Source organism: Rhizobium sp. BR 249 (assembly GCF_047445895.1).
Classification (GTDB): domain Bacteria; phylum Pseudomonadota; class Alphaproteobacteria; order Rhizobiales; family Rhizobiaceae; genus Rhizobium.
In genome coordinates this window covers 1-22,389 of record NZ_JARWKX010000003.1, presented here as the reverse complement: position 1 = coordinate 22,389, position 22,389 = coordinate 1, and the positions used below count along the sequence as shown (strand labels likewise).

21 protein-coding genes are annotated in these 22,389 nt (G+C 62.5%); 14 read left to right on the top strand and 7 right to left on the bottom strand.

Features of this window, described 5'->3' with window-relative positions; genetic code table 11:
- Window positions 1–69: 69 nt before the first annotated feature.
- Window positions 70–1,572 (top strand): AMP nucleosidase, encoded by a 1,503-nt coding sequence (locus QD408_RS04010; RefSeq protein WP_088683425.1) that lies wholly within the window; start codon window positions 70–72, stop codon window positions 1,570–1,572.
- A 9-nt stretch (window positions 1,573–1,581) separates the two neighbouring features.
- Here QD408_RS04010 and QD408_RS04005 read toward each other — a convergent pair whose 3' ends face one another.
- Window positions 1,582–1,800, bottom strand: a complete 219-nt coding sequence (locus QD408_RS04005; protein ID WP_414138432.1) for a hypothetical protein — start codon at window positions 1,798–1,800, stop codon at window positions 1,582–1,584.
- Between the two features lie 155 nt (window positions 1,801–1,955).
- Here QD408_RS04005 and QD408_RS04000 point away from each other — a divergent pair, with 155 nt between their 5' ends.
- From QD408_RS04000 to QD408_RS03985, 4 genes are read left to right on the top strand one after another with little or no spacing between them, the layout of a single operon-like run.
- On the top strand, window positions 1,956–2,312 hold the full coding sequence (locus tag QD408_RS04000; protein ID WP_414138431.1) for a YciI family protein: 357 nt from the start codon (window positions 1,956–1,958) through the stop codon (window positions 2,310–2,312).
- A 25-nt stretch (window positions 2,313–2,337) separates the two neighbouring features.
- A complete protein-coding gene (locus tag QD408_RS03995) occupies window positions 2,338–2,697 on the top strand; it encodes a YciI family protein (protein WP_414138430.1) in 360 nt (119 codons plus the stop codon).
- A 2-nt stretch (window positions 2,698–2,699) separates the two neighbouring features.
- Window positions 2,700–3,059, top strand: a complete 360-nt coding sequence (locus QD408_RS03990; protein WP_414138429.1) for a YciI family protein — start codon at window positions 2,700–2,702, stop codon at window positions 3,057–3,059.
- A gap of 9 nt (window positions 3,060–3,068) precedes the next feature.
- Entirely contained in the window at window positions 3,069–4,310 is a 1,242-nt protein-coding gene (locus QD408_RS03985; protein WP_414138566.1) for an RNA polymerase sigma factor, read from the top strand.
- On the opposite strand, the gene QD408_RS03980 is transcribed toward QD408_RS03985, so the two are convergent.
- The gene (locus QD408_RS03980; protein ID WP_414138428.1) at window positions 4,278–5,240 is read right to left on the bottom strand and encodes a lysylphosphatidylglycerol synthase domain-containing protein; all 963 of its coding nucleotides are present in this window, start codon (window positions 5,238–5,240) and stop codon (window positions 4,278–4,280) included. The genes QD408_RS03985 and QD408_RS03980 overlap by 33 nt on opposite strands.
- Window positions 5,241–5,423: 183 nt before the next feature.
- Here QD408_RS03980 and QD408_RS03975 point away from each other — a divergent pair, with 183 nt between their 5' ends.
- From QD408_RS03975 to QD408_RS03955, 5 genes are all read left to right on the top strand, one after another.
- Window positions 5,424–6,917, top strand: a complete 1,494-nt coding sequence (locus tag QD408_RS03975) for an ArnT family glycosyltransferase (RefSeq protein WP_414138427.1) — start codon at window positions 5,424–5,426, stop codon at window positions 6,915–6,917.
- 138 nt (window positions 6,918–7,055) lie between these two features.
- Window positions 7,056–8,072, top strand: a complete 1,017-nt coding sequence (locus tag QD408_RS03970; protein WP_088683433.1) for a glycosyltransferase family 2 protein — start codon at window positions 7,056–7,058, stop codon at window positions 8,070–8,072.
- A 12-nt stretch (window positions 8,073–8,084) separates the two neighbouring features.
- On the top strand, window positions 8,085–9,587 hold the full coding sequence (locus tag QD408_RS03965; protein ID WP_414138426.1) for a glycosyltransferase family 39 protein: 1,503 nt from the start codon (window positions 8,085–8,087) through the stop codon (window positions 9,585–9,587).
- Window positions 9,584–11,065, top strand: coding sequence for an ArnT family glycosyltransferase (locus QD408_RS03960; protein ID WP_414138425.1), 1,482 nt, complete (start codon window positions 9,584–9,586; stop codon window positions 11,063–11,065). The genes QD408_RS03965 and QD408_RS03960 overlap by 4 nt, the downstream gene beginning before the upstream one ends.
- 89 nt (window positions 11,066–11,154) lie before the next feature.
- Complete coding sequence (locus QD408_RS03955) at window positions 11,155–11,406, top strand: ribbon-helix-helix domain-containing protein (RefSeq protein ID WP_414138424.1); 252 nt, start codon at window positions 11,155–11,157, stop codon at window positions 11,404–11,406.
- A 282-nt stretch (window positions 11,407–11,688) separates the two neighbouring features.
- Here the strand turns inward: QD408_RS03955 and QD408_RS03950 are convergent, their stop codons facing one another.
- Entirely contained in the window at window positions 11,689–13,056 is a 1,368-nt protein-coding gene (locus QD408_RS03950) for an aspartate aminotransferase family protein (protein ID WP_414138423.1), read from the bottom strand.
- An 83-nt stretch (window positions 13,057–13,139) separates the two neighbouring features.
- Here QD408_RS03950 and QD408_RS03945 point away from each other — a divergent pair, with 83 nt between their 5' ends.
- On the top strand, window positions 13,140–14,492 hold the full coding sequence (locus QD408_RS03945; RefSeq protein WP_414138565.1) for a glutamine synthetase family protein: 1,353 nt from the start codon (window positions 13,140–13,142) through the stop codon (window positions 14,490–14,492).
- A 21-nt stretch (window positions 14,493–14,513) separates the two neighbouring features.
- Here QD408_RS03945 and QD408_RS03940 read toward each other — a convergent pair whose 3' ends face one another.
- A complete protein-coding gene (locus QD408_RS03940; protein WP_414138422.1) occupies window positions 14,514–15,458 on the bottom strand; it encodes a diacylglycerol/lipid kinase family protein in 945 nt (314 codons plus the stop codon).
- A gap of 302 nt (window positions 15,459–15,760) precedes the next feature.
- Here QD408_RS03940 and QD408_RS03935 point away from each other — a divergent pair, with 302 nt between their 5' ends.
- Both QD408_RS03935 and mgtE read left to right on the top strand, forming a co-directional pair.
- Window positions 15,761–16,990, top strand: a complete 1,230-nt coding sequence (locus tag QD408_RS03935) for an MFS transporter (RefSeq protein WP_414138421.1) — start codon at window positions 15,761–15,763, stop codon at window positions 16,988–16,990.
- A gap of 259 nt (window positions 16,991–17,249) precedes the next feature.
- Window positions 17,250–18,623, top strand: a complete 1,374-nt coding sequence (gene mgtE, locus QD408_RS03930) for a magnesium transporter (RefSeq protein WP_088683441.1) — start codon at window positions 17,250–17,252, stop codon at window positions 18,621–18,623.
- A 163-nt stretch (window positions 18,624–18,786) separates the two neighbouring features.
- On the opposite strand, the gene QD408_RS03925 is transcribed toward mgtE, so the two are convergent.
- Window positions 18,787–19,260, bottom strand: a complete 474-nt coding sequence (locus QD408_RS03925) for an Lrp/AsnC family transcriptional regulator (RefSeq protein ID WP_414138420.1) — start codon at window positions 19,258–19,260, stop codon at window positions 18,787–18,789.
- Window positions 19,261–19,405: 145 nt separating this feature from the next.
- Between QD408_RS03925 and QD408_RS03920 the strand changes: the two genes are divergently transcribed.
- A complete protein-coding gene (locus QD408_RS03920; protein WP_414138419.1) occupies window positions 19,406–20,311 on the top strand; it encodes a DMT family transporter in 906 nt (301 codons plus the stop codon).
- Between the two features lie 81 nt (window positions 20,312–20,392).
- On the opposite strand, the gene QD408_RS03915 is transcribed toward QD408_RS03920, so the two are convergent.
- Together QD408_RS03915 and QD408_RS03910 are read right to left on the bottom strand one after the other, a co-directional pair.
- Entirely contained in the window at window positions 20,393–21,007 is a 615-nt protein-coding gene (locus QD408_RS03915; RefSeq protein WP_088683444.1) for a L,D-transpeptidase, read from the bottom strand.
- 137 nt (window positions 21,008–21,144) lie between these two features.
- Window positions 21,145–22,389: electron transfer flavoprotein-ubiquinone oxidoreductase (locus QD408_RS03910; RefSeq protein WP_414138418.1), on the bottom strand; the 1,245-nt coding region annotated here is incomplete at its 5' end.

Sequence of the window (22,389 nt, the reverse complement as noted above, 5' to 3'; positions counted from 1 at the left end):
GCCGATAAAAATCCGGATTCCGCCGGCGCGCGTCGTTTGCTTGTCAAAAACAACTCTCTATAATGCGTCATGAGCAAACGAATCTCCCCTTTATCGCCACTCGACATATCCTCTCCACCTCCTTTTCAGCCGCAGAGCTTCGATGATCCCGCCAAGGCGGTGGAGACGCTGACGGCGCTTTACGAGCGCAATACGGCGTTCCTGATCCAGAGTTTCACCGAACTTGCGCAGGGTGCCGACATCACGTCGCGCTACCGTGCCTTCTATCCGCAGGTCAGCATCGAGACGACGAGCTTCGGCCACATCGATTCGCGCCTTTCCTACGGCCATGTCACGGCGCCCGGCATCTATACGACGACGGTCACCCGGCCGAAGCTCTTCAAGCATTACCTGAAGGAGCAGCTGGCGCTTTTGATGAAGAGCCACAATGTTCCGGTCGTGGTCTCGGAATCGACGACGCCGATCCCGCTGCACTTCGCCTTCGGCGAGGGCGCGCATGTGGAAGCATCGGCCTCCGCCTTCGTCGACGTTCCGATGCGCGACATCTTCGACACGCCCGACCTCAACACGACAGACGACGAGATCGCCAACGGCGAATATATCCCGCCGCCGGGCGAGCCTTCGCCGCTGGCGCCGTTCACCGCGCAGCGCATCGATTATTCGCTGGCCCGCCTGTCGCATTATACGGCGACGCATGCCGAGCATTTCCAGAACTTCGTGCTGTTCACGAACTACCAGTTCTACATCGACGAATTCTGCAGCTGGGCCCGCAAGCTGATGGCGGAGGGCGGCGATGGCTACACCGCCTTCGTCGAGCCGGGCAATATCGTCACCCTGCCCGGATCGAGCGTACCGGAAACCGATGCCACGCTCGCCCGCCTGCCGCAGATGCCGGCCTACCATCTGAAGAAGAAGGGCCATGCCGGGATCACCATGATCAACATCGGCGTCGGCCCCTCCAACGCCAAGACGATCACCGACCACGTCGCCGTGCTGCGCCCGCATGCCTGGCTGATGCTCGGCCATTGTGCCGGCCTTCGCAACAGCCAGCGGCTCGGCGATTATGTTCTCGCCCACGCCTATATGCGCGAAGATCACGTTCTCGACGACGACCTTCCTGTCTGGGTGCCGATCCCGGCGCTCGCCGAAGTGCAGGTGGCGCTGGAAGCGGCCGTCGCCGAAATTACCGGCTACGAAGGTTTCGAGCTGAAGCGCATCATGCGCACCGGCACCGTCGGCACGATCGACAACCGCAACTGGGAACTGCGCGACCAGCGCGGGCCGGTGAAGCGGCTCTCCCAGGCGCGCGCCATCGCGCTCGACATGGAATCGGCAACGATCGCCGCCAACGGCTTCCGCTTCCGCGTGCCTTACGGCACGCTGCTCTGCGTCTCGGACAAGCCGCTGCACGGCGAATTGAAGCTGCCGGGCATGGCGACCGCCTTCTACCGCACGCAGGTCAACCAGCATCTGCAGATCGGCATCCGCGCCGTTCAGAAGCTGGCGGCCATGCCGCCGGAAGCGCTGCATTCACGCAAGCTGCGCAGCTTCTTCGAAACGGCCTTCCAATAGGCCGTTTCCTCACCGGCTGGCCGCGACGGGCGCGGAACTCTGCTGCGCGAGTATCTGCGGCCTGCCGGCGGCAACGTTAAGCCCTGCGATCAACAGGGTGAAGGCCACAAAGCTGAAAGCGACGCGCAGGAGAATCTTCCATCCGTCGCTTTCGGTGAACTCCGGCTGACGCTTCTCATGACGGCGCGCCCAGATCTGGCTTGCCAGCGCAATTTCAAGAATACTCATTGCCATTCTCCTCGATAGGTTTTGACGATGCCTTGTCGAGTGCTGCCTTGCGATTTCGACACCGGACCGGCACGAAAGATTTTTTCCGTTGCTGTCGAAATGCGTGCGGTTCGGTCGTCCAGGGTTATTGAACACGCACAAGGAGGCTGTCCGCGATGAAATATCTCTGTCAGGTCTGGTTCGATGGCGCAGTGCTCGGCGCCAGGACGAAAGAGGAAAAGGCCGAACTCGGCACGAACTCACTCAATTATGACAAGGCGCTTGCCGAAAGCGGGCATCTGATCGTCGCCCATGCGCTGCAGCCGCCGACATCGGCGGTGACCGTCCGGGTGCGAAGCGGTGAGACGTCGGTGACGGACGGTCCTTTCGCCGAGACGAAAGAGGCCCTCGGCGGCTTCATCCTGATCGAGGCCAAGGATCTCAATGAAGCAATCCGCGTTGCGGCCGGCATCCCGCTCGCTAAGCTCGGCGCGATCGAAGTGCGGCCAATCCACGAATTCGGAGCTAAATAATTCGGAACTGAATGAGGAGAGACCGATGAAATTTCTATGCCAGATCTGGTTCGACACGGAAAAAAGCAAGCTGGTCCCTCAGAGCGAATGGGATGCGCTCACTGAGGAGTGCATCATCAGCGACAATCGCTGGCGCGAGAGCGGTCATCTGCTGGTGGCGCTCGCTCTGCATGATCCGTCGACGGCGATCACCGTCCGCCTGCGCAATGGCGAAACCTCTGCGACCGATGGGCCATTTGCCGAAATCAAAGAGCATCTCGGCGGTTTTGTACTGATCGAAGCCGAGACTATCGAGGAAGCGAAGACGATCGTGTCGAGCTTTCCGATCCTCAGATATTCCTCGATCGAAGTGCGCCCGACTTACGCCATCCAGGATGGGAAATAGCCATGCGCTACCTCTGCCTGATTTATAACAGCGCCGACACGGACGGGACGCTGGCGCCCGATGAAACCGATGAACTCATCAGAGCGCATTTCACCTTCGACGAGGAATTGTGCCGCGAAGGCATCATGATCCACTCCGATGCCTTGGAGATGCCTGACAAGGCGACGGTGCTGCGCGTTCGAAACAACACGCTCTCGGCGACCGACGGCCCCTATGTCGAGACGAAGGAGCATCTGGCCGGCTTCTACGTCATCGAGGCGCCCGACATGGTGAAGGCGAAAGAGATTGCCGGGCGGATACCATCGGCGCGTTTCAGCGCGGTCGAGCTCAGGCCCGTACGGATGCTGACCTTGCCGGATTGAGGTGTGCCCTTGGAAAGCGTGATCGAGGAGATTTATCGAACGCAGTCGCGCCGGGTGCTGGCGACGCTGATCCGTCTGCTCGGCGATTTCGACCGGGCGGAGGAAGCGCTTCAGGATGCCTTTGCCGCGGCTGCCAGGACGTGGCCGGCGGACGGCATTCCCGTCAATCCTTTCGCCTGGCTGGTTTCGACGGGGCGCTTCAAGGCGATCGATACGATCCGGCGCCGGGCGCGCTTCGATGCCTCTCAGCAGCACATCGAGGACAGCCTCTACAGCGTCGACGAAATGGAGGTCGGCGATATGGAAGCAATCGAAGACGACATGCTGCGGCTGATCTTCACCTGCTGCCATCCCGCTATTCCCGCCGACGCGCAGACAGCGATGGCGCTGCGGGAAATCTGCGGATTGACCACTGAAGAGATCGCTCATGCCTTCCTCATTCCAGCGCCAACGGTCGCCCAGCGGATCGTGCGCGCCAAAGGCAAGATTCGCGCGGCGAAGATCCCCTATGAAGTGCCGGGCCGCGAAGCGCTGCCCGAGCGGCTCGACCGGGTGCTGCACGTCATCTACCTCGTCTTCAATGAAGGCTATTCGGCTTCTTCGGGAGAAGAGATCGTCCGCGCCGACCTGACTGCGGAGGCCATACGGCTGGCGCGGCTCGTTCTGACGCTGCTGCCGCATCCCGACGTTTCCGGACTTCTGGCTCTGATGCTGCTGCAGGATTCGCGCCGCAACGCCCGCCGCGGCGAAGAGGGATCACTGGTGCTGCTTGCGGATCAGGATCGCTCGCTCTGGGATCGCGCGAAAATCACGGAAGGCCTGGAACTGCTGACCCAAGCGATGCGGACGGGAGAGATCGGCACCTATACGGTGCAAGCGGCAATCGCCGCCGAGCATGCGAAAGTATCGTCGGCCGAAGAGACGGACTGGCGGCGGATCGCCTTCTATTACGATCTGCTTCTGGCAGGGCAGCCCTCCCCGATCGTCGAGCTCAACCGCGCCGTGGCGATCGCGATGGCGGACGGGCCGGCAAAGGGACTGGATCTGATCGATGCCATTCTGGGCCGCCGCGAGCTGCAGGCCTATCACCTCGCCCATTCGGCGCGCGCCGATTTCCTGCGCCGTCTCGGCCGGAGAGAGGAAGCGATATCAGCCTATGAAACGGCGCTGTCGCTCTGCCGGCAGGAGCCGGAGCAGGCCTTTCTCAGAAAACGGATTTCAGAGCTTGCCGCGGCGCCCGAGCGGCAGTGAGATTGCCGTGCCTGTCAGCGCCGAGACGATGATCAGCAGATGCGCGTTGACGCTCGCCTGCGCCAGCGCGGCAAGCGCCACCCGCTCGCTCGAGGCTCCGAGCGCAATGGCGCCGGCGGTGATGCCGGCCGGATAGGTGCCGACACCGCCCGGCGCATGCATCGGCAGGACGGAGGAGAGTTCACCGCCGAGCGCGCCGCCGAAGCTTGCCGCCATCGGCAGCACCCCCATCAGGCCGAGCGCCCATGCGAGCACGATCACCTTCACCAGCCAGTTGACGATGGTCATCGCCCAGGCGCGCGCAAAGGCAACGGCATTGAGCGGCAGGCCGTTTTCGATCTCGACGACGAATTTCTGTACCTTATCAGGCAACAGCCTGGCGGCGATGCGCAGCAGCGGCTTGCGCGCAGCGAAAGCCGCGACCGGCAGCAGCAGGAAGACCGCCCAAAGCGTCCACGCGACGAGCGCATCGGTCGCGGCGAGCGCAAAGCCGATGCCGGCGGCCGCCAGCAAGGCGTGCAGATCGAGCAGCCGCATGACGAAAAGCGCCGAGGTTCCGCGCGTCAGCGGAATGCCGAATTCGGTGCGCATCAACAACGGAAAGCTGGTCTCGCCGGTACGGAAAGGCAGCATGATATTCAGCAGATTATGGATCTGCGTGACGCGGAAGAGGGTCGCGAACCGGCCCGCCGTTTCCTTCGGAAAATAGTCGTAGATGCGCCAGGTGCGCAGGAAATAGGTGCTCGTCAGGGCCACGAGTGCGCCGATCACCGGGCCTGCCCCGACATCGGCCCATTGGCTGATGATGACGGGCCAACCCCAGAACCACTGTACGAAGAGCGCATAGGCTGCGACAATTACGACCGTCAGCGCCGTCATGCGGTTGCGCATAAACCAGGACTGCTGGCTTTCAACGATCGAACTCTTCATGTAGTAGGCATTCCTCGCTTGGCGTCGGCACAGGCCTCGGTTACGTCGCCAGGCGTTTTAGGAGAAATGAAGGTTGCGCACAACGGCGGAGTTGACGGCGGTGGCGACGAGATCGCTTTAAGACCGACGATCCCGCGGCGGACCAATGGATGACGGCGCCTCGCCGGCTTGACTTGGAGATCGATGTTGGAGCGCATTACCAGAAGCATTACGAGCGCGAGCCTTTTTCTGGCAGTCTATTTCCTGCTGAACATCGCGCTCCGCATCGCCTTGCCTCATACGCTCGATCTCGACGAGGCGGAACAATCGTTCTACTCGCAATATCTTCTGGCCGGCTACGGCCCGCAGCCGCCCTTTTACAATTGGATTCAATACGCCATCGTCTCTGTCACCGGGATCAAGATGTGGGCGCTCTCGGTTCCGAAGAACATCATTCTCTTCGGCTGCTATCTTTTCTATGGGCTGGCGGCCCGCGAGGTGGTGAAGAACCGCCTGCTCGCACCCATCGCCATGCTGAGCCTGATTACCCTGCCGCAGGTCGGCTTGATGGCGCAGCGCGAACTGACCCATACCGTTGCCCTGCTGTTTGCGACCTCGCTCTTCCTCTTCGGCTTTTTCCGCACGCTTCGGCAGCCGACGGTCGGGAGCTATCTCATCATCGGCATCGCCACCGGCATCGGCCTGATCTCCAAATATAATTTCGCCATCCTGCCGTTTGCCGCCTTAATCGCCGTCCTGCCGGACAGGAAATGGCGCAGCCGCCTGTTCGACTGGCGTCTGCTGCCGGCAATCGCGATCGCCATTCTGATCGTTCTGCCGCATGCGCTCTGGCTGCCCGACAATCTCGCCAGCGCGTCGGGCCCGACACTGGAGCGGATGACCGCCGAGCATGAGGCGGCCGCCGGCCTTCCCCGCATCGGACAAGGGCTGCTGTCCCTCGTCATCGCCGTGCTCGGCTTCGTCGCATTGCCGATCGTTCTCATCGCGGCCACCTTCCGGCGGGATTTCTTCCGTGCGCTCTCCTCGACCAGTCCGATGATCCGGGTGATCGAGCGGATGATGATCGTCAGCCTGATCGCCTTCGCCGGCGTCATTGTCTTCGCCGGCGCGAGCGATATCCACGAACGCTGGCTCGACCCCTGCCTGCTCGTGCTGCTGATCTATCTGTTCCTGAAACTGGAAGCCGCAGGCTTCGATCTTTCCGCCGGCCTTGCCCGCTTCCGGCCTGTGGTGCCGGTCTTCATGGTCGTCATCCTGGCGATCCTTCTGCTGCGGATCGTCGCCATTCAATATATCGGCACTTATACGAGAACGAACGTGCCCTTCTCCGGCTACGCGGCCGAACTGACCGCGGCCCGCAAGCCGGTTCTCATCGTGGCGGGAACCAAGTTCGTGGCCGGCAACATGAAGCTGGAATTCCCCGACGTTCCCGTCGTGATCCCGTTCTTTCCAGGCCCCGGGGTTCCCGAATATGCGACTGCGAAAGGTCCGGTGCTCGTCGTCTGGCGCGGCGAGACCGCCAATGATCCGACCATTTCTCCCGGTTTTGCCGACAATCTCGTGAAATCGGGTATTCATCTGCAAGAGGTGAACACGCTGACGCTGCCCTATCTTTTCGGTGACGGCAAACATACCTTCTCCATTGGCTATTCCTGGGTCGAAGGCGGCGCGAAATAGCGTTCCGGCACGTCGGCGGATTGCGGGGAAACCGGCATTGCCCGCTGGCAACGGGCAGACACTTCATGTAGTAGGCTTCCGCAAGCGCGGTGGCGGCGGTAAGAATTGTCAGGCCGCCCGGCCTTTTGGAGATGAAAGTTGCAGACAACGGTAGAGCCCACTCGCGGCACGAATGATCCGGTACAATCGCTCGAGCTGTCGCTGGTCGTGCCCGTTTTCAACGAAGAGGAAAGCGTCGGCCCGCTGGTCGAGCGCATCGTTGCGGCAATGACCGAGTATCCTCATCGCTGGGAACTGATCCTCGTCGACGACGGCAGCACGGATGCGACGCTGGTCAACGCCCGCAAGTTCGTCAGCCGCGAGGGTCTGGCGCTCAGGATCGTCGAGCTGCAGCGCAACTTCGGCCAGACCGCCGCCATGCAGGCCGGCATCGACACCGCCCGCGGCCGCCTGATCGCGACGATGGACGGCGATCTGCAGAACGACCCGAAGGATATCCCTTCGATGGTCTCCGAGCTGGAGCGGCGCCAACTCGACCTCCTGGTCGGCTGGCGCAAGAACCGCAAGGACGGCCTGTTCCTGCGCAAGATCCCTTCCTGGTGCGCCAACTACCTGATCGGCCGCATCACCGGCGTCAAGCTGCATGATTACGGCTGCAGCCTGAAGATCTACCGTGCCTCGATCATCAAGCAGGTGAAGCTGATGGGCGAGATGCACCGCTTCATCCCGGCCTGGGTCGCCGGTGTCGTCCCGAGCTCGCGCATCGGCGAGATGGCCGTCACCCACCATGCCCGCGAGCACGGCGTTTCGAAATACGGCATTTCGCGCACCTTCCGCGTCATCCTCGATCTGCTGTCTGTCATGTTCTTCATGCGCTACAAGGCAAGGCCCGGCCATTTCTTCGGCTCGCTCGGTCTCGGTCTCGGCGCGGTCGCCATGCTGATCCTGCTTTATCTCGGCTTCGACAAGTTCATCCTGGGCAACGACATCGGCACACGCCCGATGCTGATGGTCGGCGTCGTGCTGCTGCTTTCGTCGGTACAGATGATCACCACCGGCATCCTGGCGGAAATGATCGCGCGCACCTACTATCGCGACGACGCTTCCCCGAACTATATCGTGCGGCAGATCTTCGACGATCAAAGCCAAGCGTAAGCCGGCAGCACGATGCTGGAACGCGCGACGAGGACGATCAGAACCGCGGCGCTGCTGCTTGCAGCCTATTTCGTGCTGAACATCGCGCTCAGGCTCGTGCTTCCGCATTCGCTGGAGCTGGACGAGGCCGAGCAGTCCTTCTTTTCGCAATATCTGCTGGCGGGCTACGGCCCGCAGCCGCCCTTCTATAACTGGTTGCAGTATGCCGTCGTTTCGGTGACGGGCATGTCGATCGGCGCGCTCGTCATCCCGAAGAATATCCTGCTCTTCCTGTGTTATCTCTTTTACGGCCTTGCCGGGCGCGAGGCGCTGAAGGACCAGAAGCTTGCCGCCGTCGGCATGCTGGCACTGATCACCCTGCCCCAGGTCTCCTACATGGCGCAGCAGGATCTGACCCATACGACGGCGCTGCTCTTTGCGAGCTCGCTCTTCCTCTACGGCTTCTTCCGCACGCTGGAGCGGCCGGATATCGGCAGCTACCTCCTGCTCGGGCTTTCCACAGGCATCGGGCTGATCTCGAAATATAATTTCGCGCTGATGCCCGCCGCCGCGCTGATCGCCATCCTGCCGGATTCCGAATGGCGGCGAAGGATATTGGATTGGCGCATCCTGGCGGCGATCGCCGTTGCGCTCGTCATCGTGCTGCCGCACGCGATCTGGCTGCGAGGCAATCTCGAATTTGCCTCTTCAGACACTCTGGTCAAGATGGCGGCCGGCAACGAACCGGCCGGCGCCTTGCGGATCGGCAAAGGCATTCTCGCCTTTCTCGTCGCCATCATCGCCTTTGCAGCGCTGCCCGTCGCCATTTTCGCCGCCGCCTTCCGCCGGGATTTTATCCGGGCGCTGTCGTCCGGAAACCGCTGGACTCGGATGATGGAGCGCATGATGCTCGCAAGCCTTGCCGGCATCGCTCTCATCGTCCTCTTCACCGGCTCCACCACGGTGCGGGAACGCTGGCTCGATCCGTTCCTGCTGGTGCTGCCGATCTACTTCCTGGCGAAGATGCAGGCGGCCGGGCTCGATCTTTCCGCCGGACTGCGCCGCTTCCGACCCGTCGTGCCGGTGCTGATGGCCTGCGTGCTCGTCGCGCTCGGTTTCCGCGTCGTCGGCGCCGGGCTGATCGAAACCTACAGCAGGCCGAATGTGCCGATGGCCGATCTCGCGCGTGACATGACGCGACAATCCAAACCTGCGCTCGTGATCGCCTCGGATACCTATGTCGGCGGGAACATGCGGCTGCAATTTCCCGGCGTGCCCGTGGTGACCCCGGATTTTCCGGCACCCGGCATTCCGGCCTATGCGACAGCGGACGGGCCGGTGCTCATCGTCTGGCGCGGCAAGAAGACGGCAACGGCCGCCGATGCGGTCATGCCGGAGCGGTTTTCGTCGGCGCTGGCGGCGGCTGATATCGCGCCGCAGGAGATCGGCGCCTTGTCGCTTCCCTATCATTTCGGCCGCCAGGGCGATAATTTCGCCCTCGGCTATGCCTGGGTTCAGCCGGGGGCGAGACAATGACCGAGATCAGGCTTCGTGACATCAGGTGGATTTTCGTCCTGCTGGCCGCCTATTTCGTGCTTCAGGTCGGCGTGCGGCTTGCAACCTCGCATTCGCTCGATCTCGACGAGGCCGAACAGGCCTTCCGTTCGCAATGGCTCGCCGCCGGTTACGGCCCGCAGCCGCCCTTCTACAACTGGCTGCAATATACCGTCTTCCAATTTACCGGCGTTTCGCTTGCCGCCCTGTCTGTCGTCAAGAACCTTCTGCTGTTCAGCTCCTATCTGCTGTACGGTCTGACGGCGCGGCTCGTCCTGCGCGACAAGGCGCTCGTGGCGATCGCAACACTCGGGCTGCTGACGATCCCGCAGATGGTTTTCGAGATGCAGCGGGACCTGACGCACACGGTCGCGGTGTTCTTTTCAGCCAGCATCTTCCTCTACGGCTTCATCCGCAGCCTGAAGCAGCCGAGTGTTCTATCCTACCTGATCGCGGGTATCGGCATCGGTTTCGGCCTGCTCGCCAAATATAATTTCGCCATCCTGCCGGCCGCAGCCCTGATTGCCGCGCTGGCGGATGCACGCCTGCGGCCGCGGATCTTCGACCTGCGGCTGACGCTGACAGCCGTCGTGGCGCTCGTCATCACCCTGCCGCATCTCTTCTGGCTGAAAGACAATCTCGATTTCGCAACCGCGCGCACGCTGGAGAAGATGACCGCGAGCGGCGATGCGAGCTATCCCATGCAAGTCGCCATGGGCATCGGCTCGCTCGCTCTCGCCGTCATCAGCTTCGCCGGATTGACGGTGGCGGTGTTCGCAATCGTCTTCGCCAAGACGCTTCGCCCGGCGCTCACCGCCCGATCGGAATGGACCGGGCTTCTCGAGCGGATGATGCTCGTCTTCGCCATCGGCATTCTGCTGTTGATCGTCTTCGGAGGTGCTGCCGGCATCAAGGATCGCTGGCTGGTGCCGATGCTCTTCATCATGCCGCTTTATCTCTGCCTGAAGATCGAGGCGGCAGGCACGGAAACCGACAAGGCTTTCAGGCGCTTCATGCCGATCATTGCCATCATCATGATCGGCGTGCCGGCAGCCCTTTATGGCAGCGTGGCGAGCGCGCGCTTCTCGGGCCACTACGAGCGGCTGAACAGGCCCTATGCCGGGATGCTCGAAATCTTGCGCAAACAGGCCGAACCGGCGGCAATCCTGGCCGGCGACAGCCTGCTCGCCGGCAATCTCAGACAGGACATTCCCGGCATCCCCGTCCTTTCCACGGACTATCCCGGTTTCAAGCCGGATATCTCAGGCCGCCGGCCGCTTCTCCTCGTATGGCTCCTACCGCGCAAGGGAGAAACCGAAGCGCTTCCGCCTGATATGGCGCAATGGCTCCAGGCCAATCTCGGCCTATCCGCGCCCGAGGCCGCATTGATCGACGTGCCCTATGTCTACGGGCGCGGCGACGACAGCTATCGCTTCGGCTATGCCTGGGTTCATCAGTGAGCCCGGCTCAATTTGCCATCGGCCTGCTGCACTGCATATTGTAAAAGTATTGCATTTTACAATATAGTTAGAGCAAGGAGTCAATTGACATGGCACGGGCAAAGACCTTTTCGCTTGGCGATACCTATGACCGGATCCTGTCGGACCTTGTCCGCAATGGCCGGTTCGGCACTGAAACCGAGGCCGTGCGGGCAGGTATCCGCATGCTCGCCGACCATGAGCTCAAAATGCAGGCGCTGCGCAAGGACATTCAGGCGGCGGAGTCCGAGATCGAAGCCGGACTCGGCAAGGAATACGCCACCGGCGCGGATCTCCTCCAAGACGTCATGAACGAAAGCTAGGGCCATCAAACCGAAACGCCTGATTATCGCTCCATCCGCCGTCGAGGATCTGCGGAATATTCGACGCTATATCGCCGAGAGCAGTCCCCACTACCGGATCACCCCGCGACTACATTTCGGAAGGCCTGCGCGGTTTGGCCTACCGGAATCGCTGCATTTATTACCGTTCCTATCACGACCGCATCGTAATTCTGCGCGTGAAACACGGCGCCGAAGATATCAAGCCGCAGGATTTCGAGCTTTGGGTTCAGAATTTCGTTCGCCGAGCCGGGCCGAACGAAATCAGGATTTCAGCTCTTTCCAGGCCGCATCCAACGCCAGCTTGGTAATCTTGGCCATCTCATCCACCTCAGCGTGGCTGATGACAAGCGGCGGTGAGGTGAGCATTCGGTCGCCGGTAGCGCGCAGCACGAGACCGTTCGCCAGTGCGTGGTTGCGCACCAGCGCGCCGATCTGGTCGGGCTTTTCATAGCGAGTGCGCGTGCGCTTGTCGGCGGCAAGCTGCAGGCCGCCCATCAGGCCGATACTGTCAGCCTCGCCGACCAGATCATGGTCTGCAAGTGCCGCCCAGGCCTTGCCGAAATAGGGACCGATATCGTCGCGCACGCGCTCGACCAGGCCTTCCTCCTCGATGATGCGCAGGTTTTCGAGCGCTGCTGCCGCACAAACCGGATGGCCGGAATAGGTGAAGCCGTGATTGAAGTCGCCGGCCTCGTTGATGAGCACATCGGCGATACGGTCGCTGACGAGCACGCCGCCGATCGGCAGATAGCCGGAGGAAAGCCCCTTGGCGATCGGCGCGAGATCGGGCTCGACGCCGAAATGCTGGTGGCCGAACCATGCGCCCAGACGGCCGAAACCGCAGATCACCTCGTCAGTCACCAGCAGAATATTGCGCGCCTTGCAGATGCGGTCGATCTCCGGCCAGTAGGTCTCCGGCGGGATGATGACGCCGGCAGCGCCCTGCACCGGCTCAGCGACGAAAGCGGCGACATTCTCTTCGCCCAACTCGTCGATCTCAGCTTCCAGCTCGCGAGCGACCTTGAGACCGAATTCGGCAGGCGAGAGATCACCGCCTTCGCCATACCAATAGGGTTGACCGATATGGACGATGCCCGGGATCGGCAGGTCGCCCTGCTCGTGCATGTATTTCATGCCGCCGAGGCTGGCGCCGGCGACGGTCGAGCCGTGATACCCGTTCTTCCGCGCAATCACGATCTTTTTCGACGGTTTGCCGACGGCGCTCCAATAGACGCGGGCCATGCGGAACCAGGTGTCGTTGGCCTCCGAACCGGAGCCGGTGAAGAAGATATGATTGAACCGCTCGCCGGCATGGGAGGTGACCTTCTGGGCCAGCAGCGTCGCCGGCGCCGAGGTCGTGCCGAAAAAGGTGTTGTAATAGGGCAGCTCATTCATCTGCCTCGCGACGGCCTCAGCGATTTCCCGGCGGCCATAACCGATATTGACGCACCAGAGGCCGGCGAAGCCATCGAGATATTTCCTGCCGTGATTGTCGAAGATGTGGACGCCCTCGCCGCGCTGGATGATGCGCGTGCCTTCCGCATTCAGCTTCTTCATGTCGGAGAAGGGGTGCAGGTGATGCGCGGCGTCGATCGCGACAAGATTCGAGGGCGGGTAAGTATCGGGCATGATTGGTAAAAGATCCTCGCGGATTGAAAGGCTGCTGTCGATGGGATAGGAGCTTGGCCTTGTCCCGGAGGATTTTCAAGGCCATGGCGAGCGACAGGATGGACGGCAAGATCGAAGGTGGCGATCCGCGTTTCGAGATCCTGATCGTCGGCATGAACGGGGATCTGCGCGGCAAACAGCTGCCATCGGGCGCCGAAGACAAGGTCTGGGCCGGAGACATCCGCCTGCCGACCTCGACGCAATCGCTTGATATCTGGGGCGACGACAATGACGACATCACCGGCCTGTCGCTGACGATCGGCGATCCCGACGGCAAGGTCATCCCCGACCGGCGCAGCCTCGCGCCGATGCCCTGGGCGCCCGAGGGATCGATGCAGGTGCTCGCCACCCTGCACGAATTCGACGGCAGCCCGAGCTTCATGGACCCGCGCGCCATCCTCGCTTCGGTGCTGGAGCGCTATGCCGCACGCGGACTGACGCCTGTGGTGGCGACCGAGCTGGAATTCTACGTCATGTCGGGCGACTGGCGCGAAACCGGACGCCCCTCCCCGCCTGAAAGCCTCACCTATCGCGGCGAACCGAACGGTTTCCAGCTCTATGACATGAGCGCCGTCGACGCGCTCGACGGCTATCTCGCGACGCTGAGGGCCTATGCCAGGGCGCAGGGACTGCCGGCGGAGGCGACGACGGCGGAATTCGGCCCGGGTCAGTTCGAAGTCAACCTCATGCACCGCCCCGATGCGCTGGCGGCCGCCGACGACTGCCTCTATTTGAAGCGCATCGCCGAGCAGGCAGCGCGCCGCCATGGGCTGAAATCGACCTGCATGGCCAAGCCCTATTCCGAGCATGCCGGCTCCGGACTGCATGTCCATGCGAGCATCATCGACAGCGAGGGCCGGAACATTCTCGATGCCAGGGGCGGCGAGCCGAAGCTGCTCAAATCGGTCACGGCAGGCCTGCTCAACACCATGCGCGAGGCGCAGCTGATCTTCGCTCCCTTCGCCAATTCCTATCGGCGCTTCCAGCCTGGCTCCTTCGCACCCGTCGATCTCACCTGGGGCACCGGCCATCGCGGCACGGCGATCCGCATACCCGATCAGGACGGACCGGGAGCGCGCGTGGAACATCGCGTCGCCGGCGCCGACGCCAATCCCTATCTGCTGCTGGCCGCGATCCTCGGGGGCATGCTCATCGGTCTCGATGGCGAGCTCGATCCCGGTGAGGAGACGACACCGTCGCATATGCCTGCGAATACCACGCGGCTGACGCATGATTTCCTGAGCGCCGTCGAAACCTTCCGCGCCTCGCCCTTCATCTCCGATACCTTCGGCGCACGCTACCAGGCGCTTTACGGCGATACCAAGCGCAAGGAAGCGCTCGCGCATCTGCGCACGGTTTCGGATTTCGACTATCGCACCTATCTGCCGCGGCTTTGACGCCTTACGCAGCAGGCTCGCTTACGCGGCAGGCTCGCGGCGTTCATCGGCATTCACCTGGGCTGCGAGCCCCTGCTTGACGAGAACCTTCAACTCGCCCGGATGTAGCCGGATCGAGACGTCTCGTGCGAGCGGCAGCAACTCGCCGTCCATGACGCAATTGGCCTTGGAGCGCAGTTTCGGGAAATGCAGGTGGACTTCCGCCGGGTGCATGACCATGACGTCGGCATTCTCGCGGACCTTGCCGCGCAGCATGTCGATGGCGAGACGGGCGACACCGAGGGGCTTCAGCGGATTTGCGGTATAGAAGCCGAGTTCGCCGCTTCTCAGATTGTCGGCGTAAAGCAGCGCATTCTCACCGAAGGGATTGTTGGAGACCGAGATCGCCGAGACCCTGCGGCGCTCCCGCATGCCGACCGCCTCGAACTCCACCTCGAACTCGGGCGGATTGAAGATCACGCCGAGGGCCGCCTTCGTGCTCGCCCGAATCTTGCCGAGCCGCGAGCGATAGCTGTAGGAATTGCGGTAGCGCACCATGCGGGCATGCAGGCCAGCCGAAAACTGATGGATGAAGGGCCGGCCGTTGGCGCTGGCGATATCGACATTGTCGATCTCGCCTGATGCCAGCACATCGAGCGCCTGCCAGATATCGAGCGGCACGCGCAGCGAACGGGCAAAGAGGTTCATGGTGCCGGCCGGCACGACACCGAGCGCAATGCCGTTTTTCCAGGCGATCGACGCCGCCGCCGAAATCGTCCCGTCGCCGCCGCCGGCAACGATGCCGTCGATATCGTCTCGTTTGGCCGCCCGTTCCATGGCAGGAATGATTTCCTTGCCAGAGAAAACGATGGCATCGAAATCATGTCCCGCATCCCGAAAGGCCGCCTCCGCCCTCTTCTCATAAGCCAGCATATCGGTGGTCCGGAAGGTGCCGCCGTCGCGATTGAAAAAGCCTACAAGCTTCATGAGGGTTCCTGTCTCTGGCGCGGAAACAATCCTGCCTTTGCCCCTGAGATGGTTGCGGTATCAGCGATTTCAAGCGCCGCAGCTTCCCTGCAGAGATGACAGAAATGCAAATATTGCAACTGATATATGCACATAGCAGGACGCTGCACTGCGAAAATTGCACTCGACGCCTGCCGGTACATTACGGATAGATCAGATATCGGAGAGATCGTCTCCACGTCCCGCCATTTGTCCCGATCGCCTCGCCGCAGCGCCTGCGCCAGGGGCTGATGCCAAGCAGAAAAGCCTCCCGAGGAACTCTCATGAGTGAGATCGCCATCAACGATTCCATCCGAACCCAGCCGGATGACGAGCTGCCGTCGGCGACGACCGTGGCTTTGGTTCAGCTGGCGCTCGCCTGCGGCGGTTTCGGCATCGGCACCGGCGAATTCGCGATCATGGGACTGCTCCCCAATGTCGCCGACACCTTCTCGGTCACGACGCCGCAGGCCGGCTACGTCATCAGCGCCTATGCGCTCGGTGTCGTCGTCGGTGCACCCGTCATCGCCGTGCTCGCCGCGAAGATGGCGCGCCGCACGCTGCTTTTGACGCTGATGCTGGTCTTTGCCGCCGGCAACATATCGAGCGCCGCGGCGCCCACATTCGAGACCTTCACCTTCCTGCGCTTCGTCACCGGCCTGCCGCATGGCGCCTATTTCGGCGTCGCGGCCCTCGTAGCCGCCTCGATGGTGCCGGTGCATCGGCGCGCACGCGCGGTCGGGCGCGTCATGCTCGGGCTCACCGTCGCCACCCTTCTCGGCACGCCGCTGACGACCTTCTTCGGCCAGTCGCTCGACTGGCGGGTGGCATTTCTGTCGGTCGGCATCGTCGGCCTGCTGACAGTGGCGCTGATCTGGTTCTATGTTCCGAAGGACAGGGTTTCCGAGGGGGCGAGTTTCCTACGTGAACTCGGCGCCTTCCGCCGGCCTCAGGTCTGGCTGACGCTCGGCATCGCCGCCGTCGGTTACGGCGGCATGTTTGCGATGTTCAGCTATATCGCCTCGACGACGACCGAGGTGGCGATGCTGCCGGCAAGCGCGGTTCCTATCATGCTCGTTCTCTTCGGCGTCGGCATGAATGCCGGCAATTTCATCGGCTCGTGGCTCGCCGACAAGTCGCTGCTCGGCACGATCGGCGGTTCGCTCGTCTATAATATCGCCGTGCTGGCCATGTTCGCGCTGACCGCCGCCAATCCCTATATGCTCGGCCTCTCGGTCTTCCTCGTCGGCTGCGGTTTCGCCGCCGGCCCGGCGCTGCAGACGCGGCTGATGGATGTCGCCGCCGATGCGCAGACGCTGGCCGCCGCTTCCAACCATTCCGCCTTCAACATCGCCAATGCGATCGGCGCCTGGCTCGGCGGCCTCGTCATCGCCTGGGGTTACGGTTTTGCCGCGACCGGTTATGTCGGCGCCGCATTGTCCTTCCTCGGCCTCTTCGTCTTTGCGGCTTCGCTGCGCCTCGAACGCCGCAGCCGGAGCGCGCAGGCCGCCTAACGCATCTCCACCTGCACTGCGGGGGTGCGACATTCTGGCGTTAAGCATTTACCCTGCTTGACTTTTTCCGCGTTCGGGACCACCTACCTCGATACGTGAACGACAGCCGTCGGCCACGGATTTCAACGGAGCCATCTTAACGATGCCAAGCGACAGTAGCAGTCGATTGCCCTTGCCGTACGCGGCCCTCGTGCGCTGACCGACTCCTGTCGGCTCGCCCGTTCGGGACGCTACGGCGGATCGACGGAAAGGCGAGCCTATGAACATCAATCGCTTCCCACTGCGGGCAGGCCATGCCGCCCGTGCCTTCATCAACAACAGCCGCGGCGCAACGATCGCCGAACGTGTCGATGCGTTGAACGCGCTGACCGTCCAGGATGCCGGCCGCGTGCTATCAGGCATGCCGCTCGACTATGCGGTCAACATTCTCGACCGGCCGGAGCTTCGCAACGCCGCTGAGATCCTCGCGCTGGTCAGCGCCGAGGATGCCGCACGGCTGCTGCACGGCATGTCCAACGACCGCGTCGCCGACGTGCTGCTGGAACTCGACGGCGAGACCCGCGCCCGGCTGTTCGCCAGCCTCGACGAGCCGGTTCGCATCGCGATCCAGCACCTGATGGGTTATCCGCCGCGCACGGCCGGCGGCATCATGACGACGGAGTTCGTCAGCGTGCCCGACAGCTGGACCGTCGCCCAGACGCTCGACCATGTGCGCCAGGTCGAACGCTCGCGCGAGACCGTCTACGCCATCTATGTGCTCGACGAGGTCAGCCATGCGCTGATGCATGTGGTGACGCTGCGCCGCCTCATCACCGGCGAGCCGGATGCCTCCATCCTCACGGTCGCTCAGAAAGGCGCTCCGGTTTCGGCCGATCCGCTGATGAAGCAGGAAGACGTCGCCCGCCTGATCCGCAAGCACGACCTGCTCGCTCTGCCGGTGACCGACGAACATGGGCAGATGCTCGGCATCGTCACGGTCGATGACGTCATCGACACGATGATCTCGGACACCACGGAAGCGGCCCAGAAGTTCGGCGGCATGGAAGCGCTCGGCCAACCCTACATGAAGATTGGCTTCGCCGGCATGATCCGCAAGCGCGCCGGCTGGCTCGCCGCGCTCTTCCTCGGCGAGATGCTGACGGCAAGCGCCATGCAGCATTTCGAAGGCGAGCTGGAAAAGGCCGTGGTGCTGACCCTGTTCATCCCGCTGATCATGAGCTCGGGCGGCAATTCCGGCTCGCAGGCGACCTCGCTGATCATCCGCGCCCTGGCGCTCGGCGAGCTGAAGCTTTCGGACTGGTGGAAGGTGCTCTTCCGCGAGCTTCCGACAGGCATCGTGCTTGGCGCGATCCTCGGCCTCGTCGGCTTCATCCGCATCGTCTTCTGGCAGACGGCCGGGCTCTATGATTACGGCCCGCACTGGCAGATGGTCGCCATCACGGTGTTTGCCGCATTGATCGGGATCGTCACCTTCGGCTCGATCTGCGGCTCAATGCTGCCCTTCGTGCTGCAGAAGCTGCGGCTCGATCCGGCCAGCGCCTCGGCCCCCTTCGTCGCCACGCTGGTCGACGTCACCGGGCTCGTCATCTACTTTTCGGTGGCGCTGCTCATTCTCAGCGGGACGCTGCTATAGAACCAAAGACCCCTCCCCAACCCCTCCCCACAAGGGGGAGGGACTAACTTGGGGCACCGTCTCACTACCCCCGAAAGGTCAAATATTTGGAATGCGGGTGCGGCAGTTTAAGCCCCTCCCCCTTGTGGGGAGGGGTTTTTACCAGCAGGAAAGTATTAGGAACTTATCTTCCCTCGGGCAGCTTTAATGGGCCATGCGTCTTGATGCTGCGGATGGCGAAGTTGGAGCGGATGTCGCTGACGTTAGGCAGCGTCAGCAGCGTCTCCGTCAGAAGCCGTTCATAGGCGGCGAGATCCTCCACCACCACTTCGGCCAGGAAGTCGGCCGTGCCCGAGATCAGGAAGCAGGAGACGATCTCGGGGATGGCGAGCAGCGCCTTCTGCTGCGTCTCGGAATTTTCGCGGCTGTGCTGAACCACCTTGAATTCGACGAAAACGGTCAGGCCGAGGCCTACCTCCTTGCGATCGATATCGGCGGTGTATCCGCGAATGATACCGGAGCGTTCGAGATTGCGGATACGGCGCAGGCAGGGCGACGGCGAGAGGTTCACCTTTTCGGCAATCTCGACATTGGTAGCCCGCGCATCCTCCTGCAGGCATTTCAGGATGGCGATATCGAATTTATCGAGATTTGGCATTTTCCTGATATCCGTCGGCATCGTTTGGCAGAAGATTGCGTATAGCACGATTTTCCAGCCACAGATAGCAAGGACATGCCCCGGCCTCCGGCGCTAATCTTCTTTTCAACCGGACAGGCTCCGGATGGAGGAAAGGATTAGGACGATGAGCACGATCGCATTTTCAAACGACAAATCGCCTTCGCAGACCCTTGGTTATGCAGCCGGCACCATCACCGTGCTGATCTGGGCGACCTGGTTTCTGGCAACCCGCCACAGCGCCGCGACGTCACTCGGCTCGATCGATATCGGCCTCATCCGCTTCGGCATTCCGGCGCTGGCACTTTCGCCCGTCTGGCTTCGCATGGGCCTGCTGCCGAAGGGCCTGCCGCTTTATCTGCTGGCGATCATGGTCGCCGGCTGCGGCGCGGTCTTCTTCCTGGTGACGACACTTGCCATCCACTCCACACCGGCCGCCTCTTCGGGCATCCTGCTCGGCGGCTCCATGCCGCTTGCCACCGCGTTGATCGGCATTCTGCTGTTTCGGGAACGGCCGGATGTGACGCGCATCGCCGGGCTGGTGGCGATCGTCGGCGGCGTGATGATCCTGCTGGCCCGCAGCCTTGCCGATGCCTCCCTGCCCTGGACGAGCTTCGTCATGCTGCCGGCCGGCGCCGTGCTCTGGGCAAGCTATACCCATGCTTTCCGCCGCTCGGGCCTGACGGCCATTCAGGCCAGCGCACTGATCGCCGTCTGGTCTTTCCTGATCATGGCCGTGCTCGCCCTCGTCTTCGGCGTTTCGCTGCCGCAGGCCCCGCTTCCGGAAATCGGCCTGCAGGTCTTGAGCCAGGGCATTCTTTCCGGTCTCGTCGCCATGGTCGCCTATGGCACGGCCGTTCGCACCCTCGGCGGAACGCAGGCCGCCGCCTTCACGGCGCTGACACCGGTTCTCGCCACACTCGGCGGCGGCCTCCTGCTTGGCGAAGCGATCGGCATCAGCGAAATCAGCGCCGCCGTGATCACCGGCCTCGGCGTGGCGCTGTCGACCGGGATTGCCTCACGCCGACACTGACGTACCAGCGTCAGCCGCAAAGGCCAAAGCCGCCGACAGCCATCGCTGCGGCGGCTTTTTCAATGAGCCCGCCTTGGTCGTTCAAGCCTGGATGACGACGACCCTGGCGCCGACTTCGACGCGGCTATAGAGGTCGATCACGTCATGGTTCATCATGCGGATACAACCGCTCGACATGGCGAGACCGATCGATTGCGGCTGGTTGGTGCCGTGAATGCGGAAATGCGTGTCACCGCCGCCGCGATAGAGATACATCGCCCGTGCGCCGAGCGGATTGTTCGGGCCGCCCGGCATGCCGCCGGCAAGCTTGCGATAGCGCTCTTCGCGGCGCTGCATATTCTCAGTGGGCGTCCAGCTCGGCCACTCGGCCTTGCGCCCGATATAAGCGTCACCGGCAAATGCCAGCCCTTCGCGGCCGACACCGACGCCGTAGCGCATCGCCCGGCCGCCCCCGAGGACATAGTAGGCACGACGCGCCGGCGTATCGACGACGATCGTGCCCGCAGCGTGGTTGGTTTCGTAAGCCACTTCCTGACGGCGAAGCTCCGGCTTGATCTTGTCGATCGGCACCTGCTTCAGAGGAAATTTTTCGTCCGGAAGCGCGGCGTAGTTCGTCTGGCTGTTCAAGCCGGTCGAAGAGCAGCCGGCGACAAAAAGAGGAAGAGCAATCAGGAAGCCCCGGCGCGAGATCGTCATAAATGTGTCCTTAGTGCGTCAACACGATGTCGCAAGCTAAGGAAATTATGGTTAACGAACGGCTAACAACGGACTTCAGCCGGCGATCACAAAGGCGTCAGCCCCATGAAAATTGCCGGCTGTGACGACAATCCGCCTTACATATTCGGATAGACCGGACCTTCACCGCCCTGCGGCGGCACCCAGTTGATGTTCTGGTTGGGATCCTTGATGTCGCAGGTCTTGCAGTGGACGCAGTTCTGGGCGTTGATGACGAAGGTCTCCTCACCATCCTTCTCCACCCACTCATAGACGCCGGCCGGACAGTAACGCGTCGACGGACCGGCATAGATGTCGTGCTCCGATCGCTTCTGCAGCGCCATGTCCTTCACCTTGAGATGCACCGGCTGGTCCTCCTCGTGATTGGTGTTCGACAGGAACACCGAGGACAGACGGTCGAAGGTCAGAACGCCGTCCGGCTTCGGATAGGCGATCGGCTTGTGGTTGGCCGCCGGCTCCAGGCTTTGAGCATCCGTCTTGCCATGCTTCAGCGTGCCGAAGAAGGAAAAGCCGAACAGCGTGTTGGTCCACATGTCGAGACCGCCGAGCGCCACACCGACCGCCGTGCCGAACTTCGACCACAGCGGCTTGACGTTGCGCACCCGCTTCAGGTCCTTGCCGATGTCGCCCTGGCGCCATTCGTTTTCGATCTCGACGACCTCGTCATGGCTGCGGCCTGACGCGATCGCCGCCGCGATCCTCTCGGCCGCCAGCATGCCCGACAGCACCGCATTGTGGCTGCCCTTGATGCGCGGCACGTTGACCAGACCGGCCGAACAGCCGATCAGCGCGCCGCCGGGGAAGGTGAGCTTCGGCACCGACTGGTAGCCGCCCTCGGTGATGGCGCGAGCGCCATAGGAGAGCCGCTTGCCGCCCTCGAAGGTGCCGCGGATCGCCGGATGGGTCTTGAAGCGCTGGAACTCCTCGAAGGGGTAGAGATAGGGGTTCTTGTAGTTCAGATGCACGACGAAGCCGACCGCCACCAGATTGTCTTCGAGGTGATAGAGGAAGGAGCCGCCGCCGGTTTTCATGCCGAGCGGCCAACCGAAGGAGTGCTGCACCAGGCCCGGCCTGTGGTTCTCCGGCTTGACCTGCCAGAGTTCCTTGATGCCGATGCCGAACTTCTGCGGCTCGCGGTCTTTCTGCAGATCGAACTTGGCGATCAGTTGCTTGGCGAGCGAACCGCGCACGCCCTCGCCGATCAGCACATATTTGCCGAGCAGTTCCATGCCGCGGGTATAGTTCGGGCCGGGCTCGCCGTTCCTCTCGATGCCCATGTCGCCGGTGGCGACACCAATGACGGCACCCGCCTCATTGTAGAGCACTTCGGTTGCGGCAAAGCC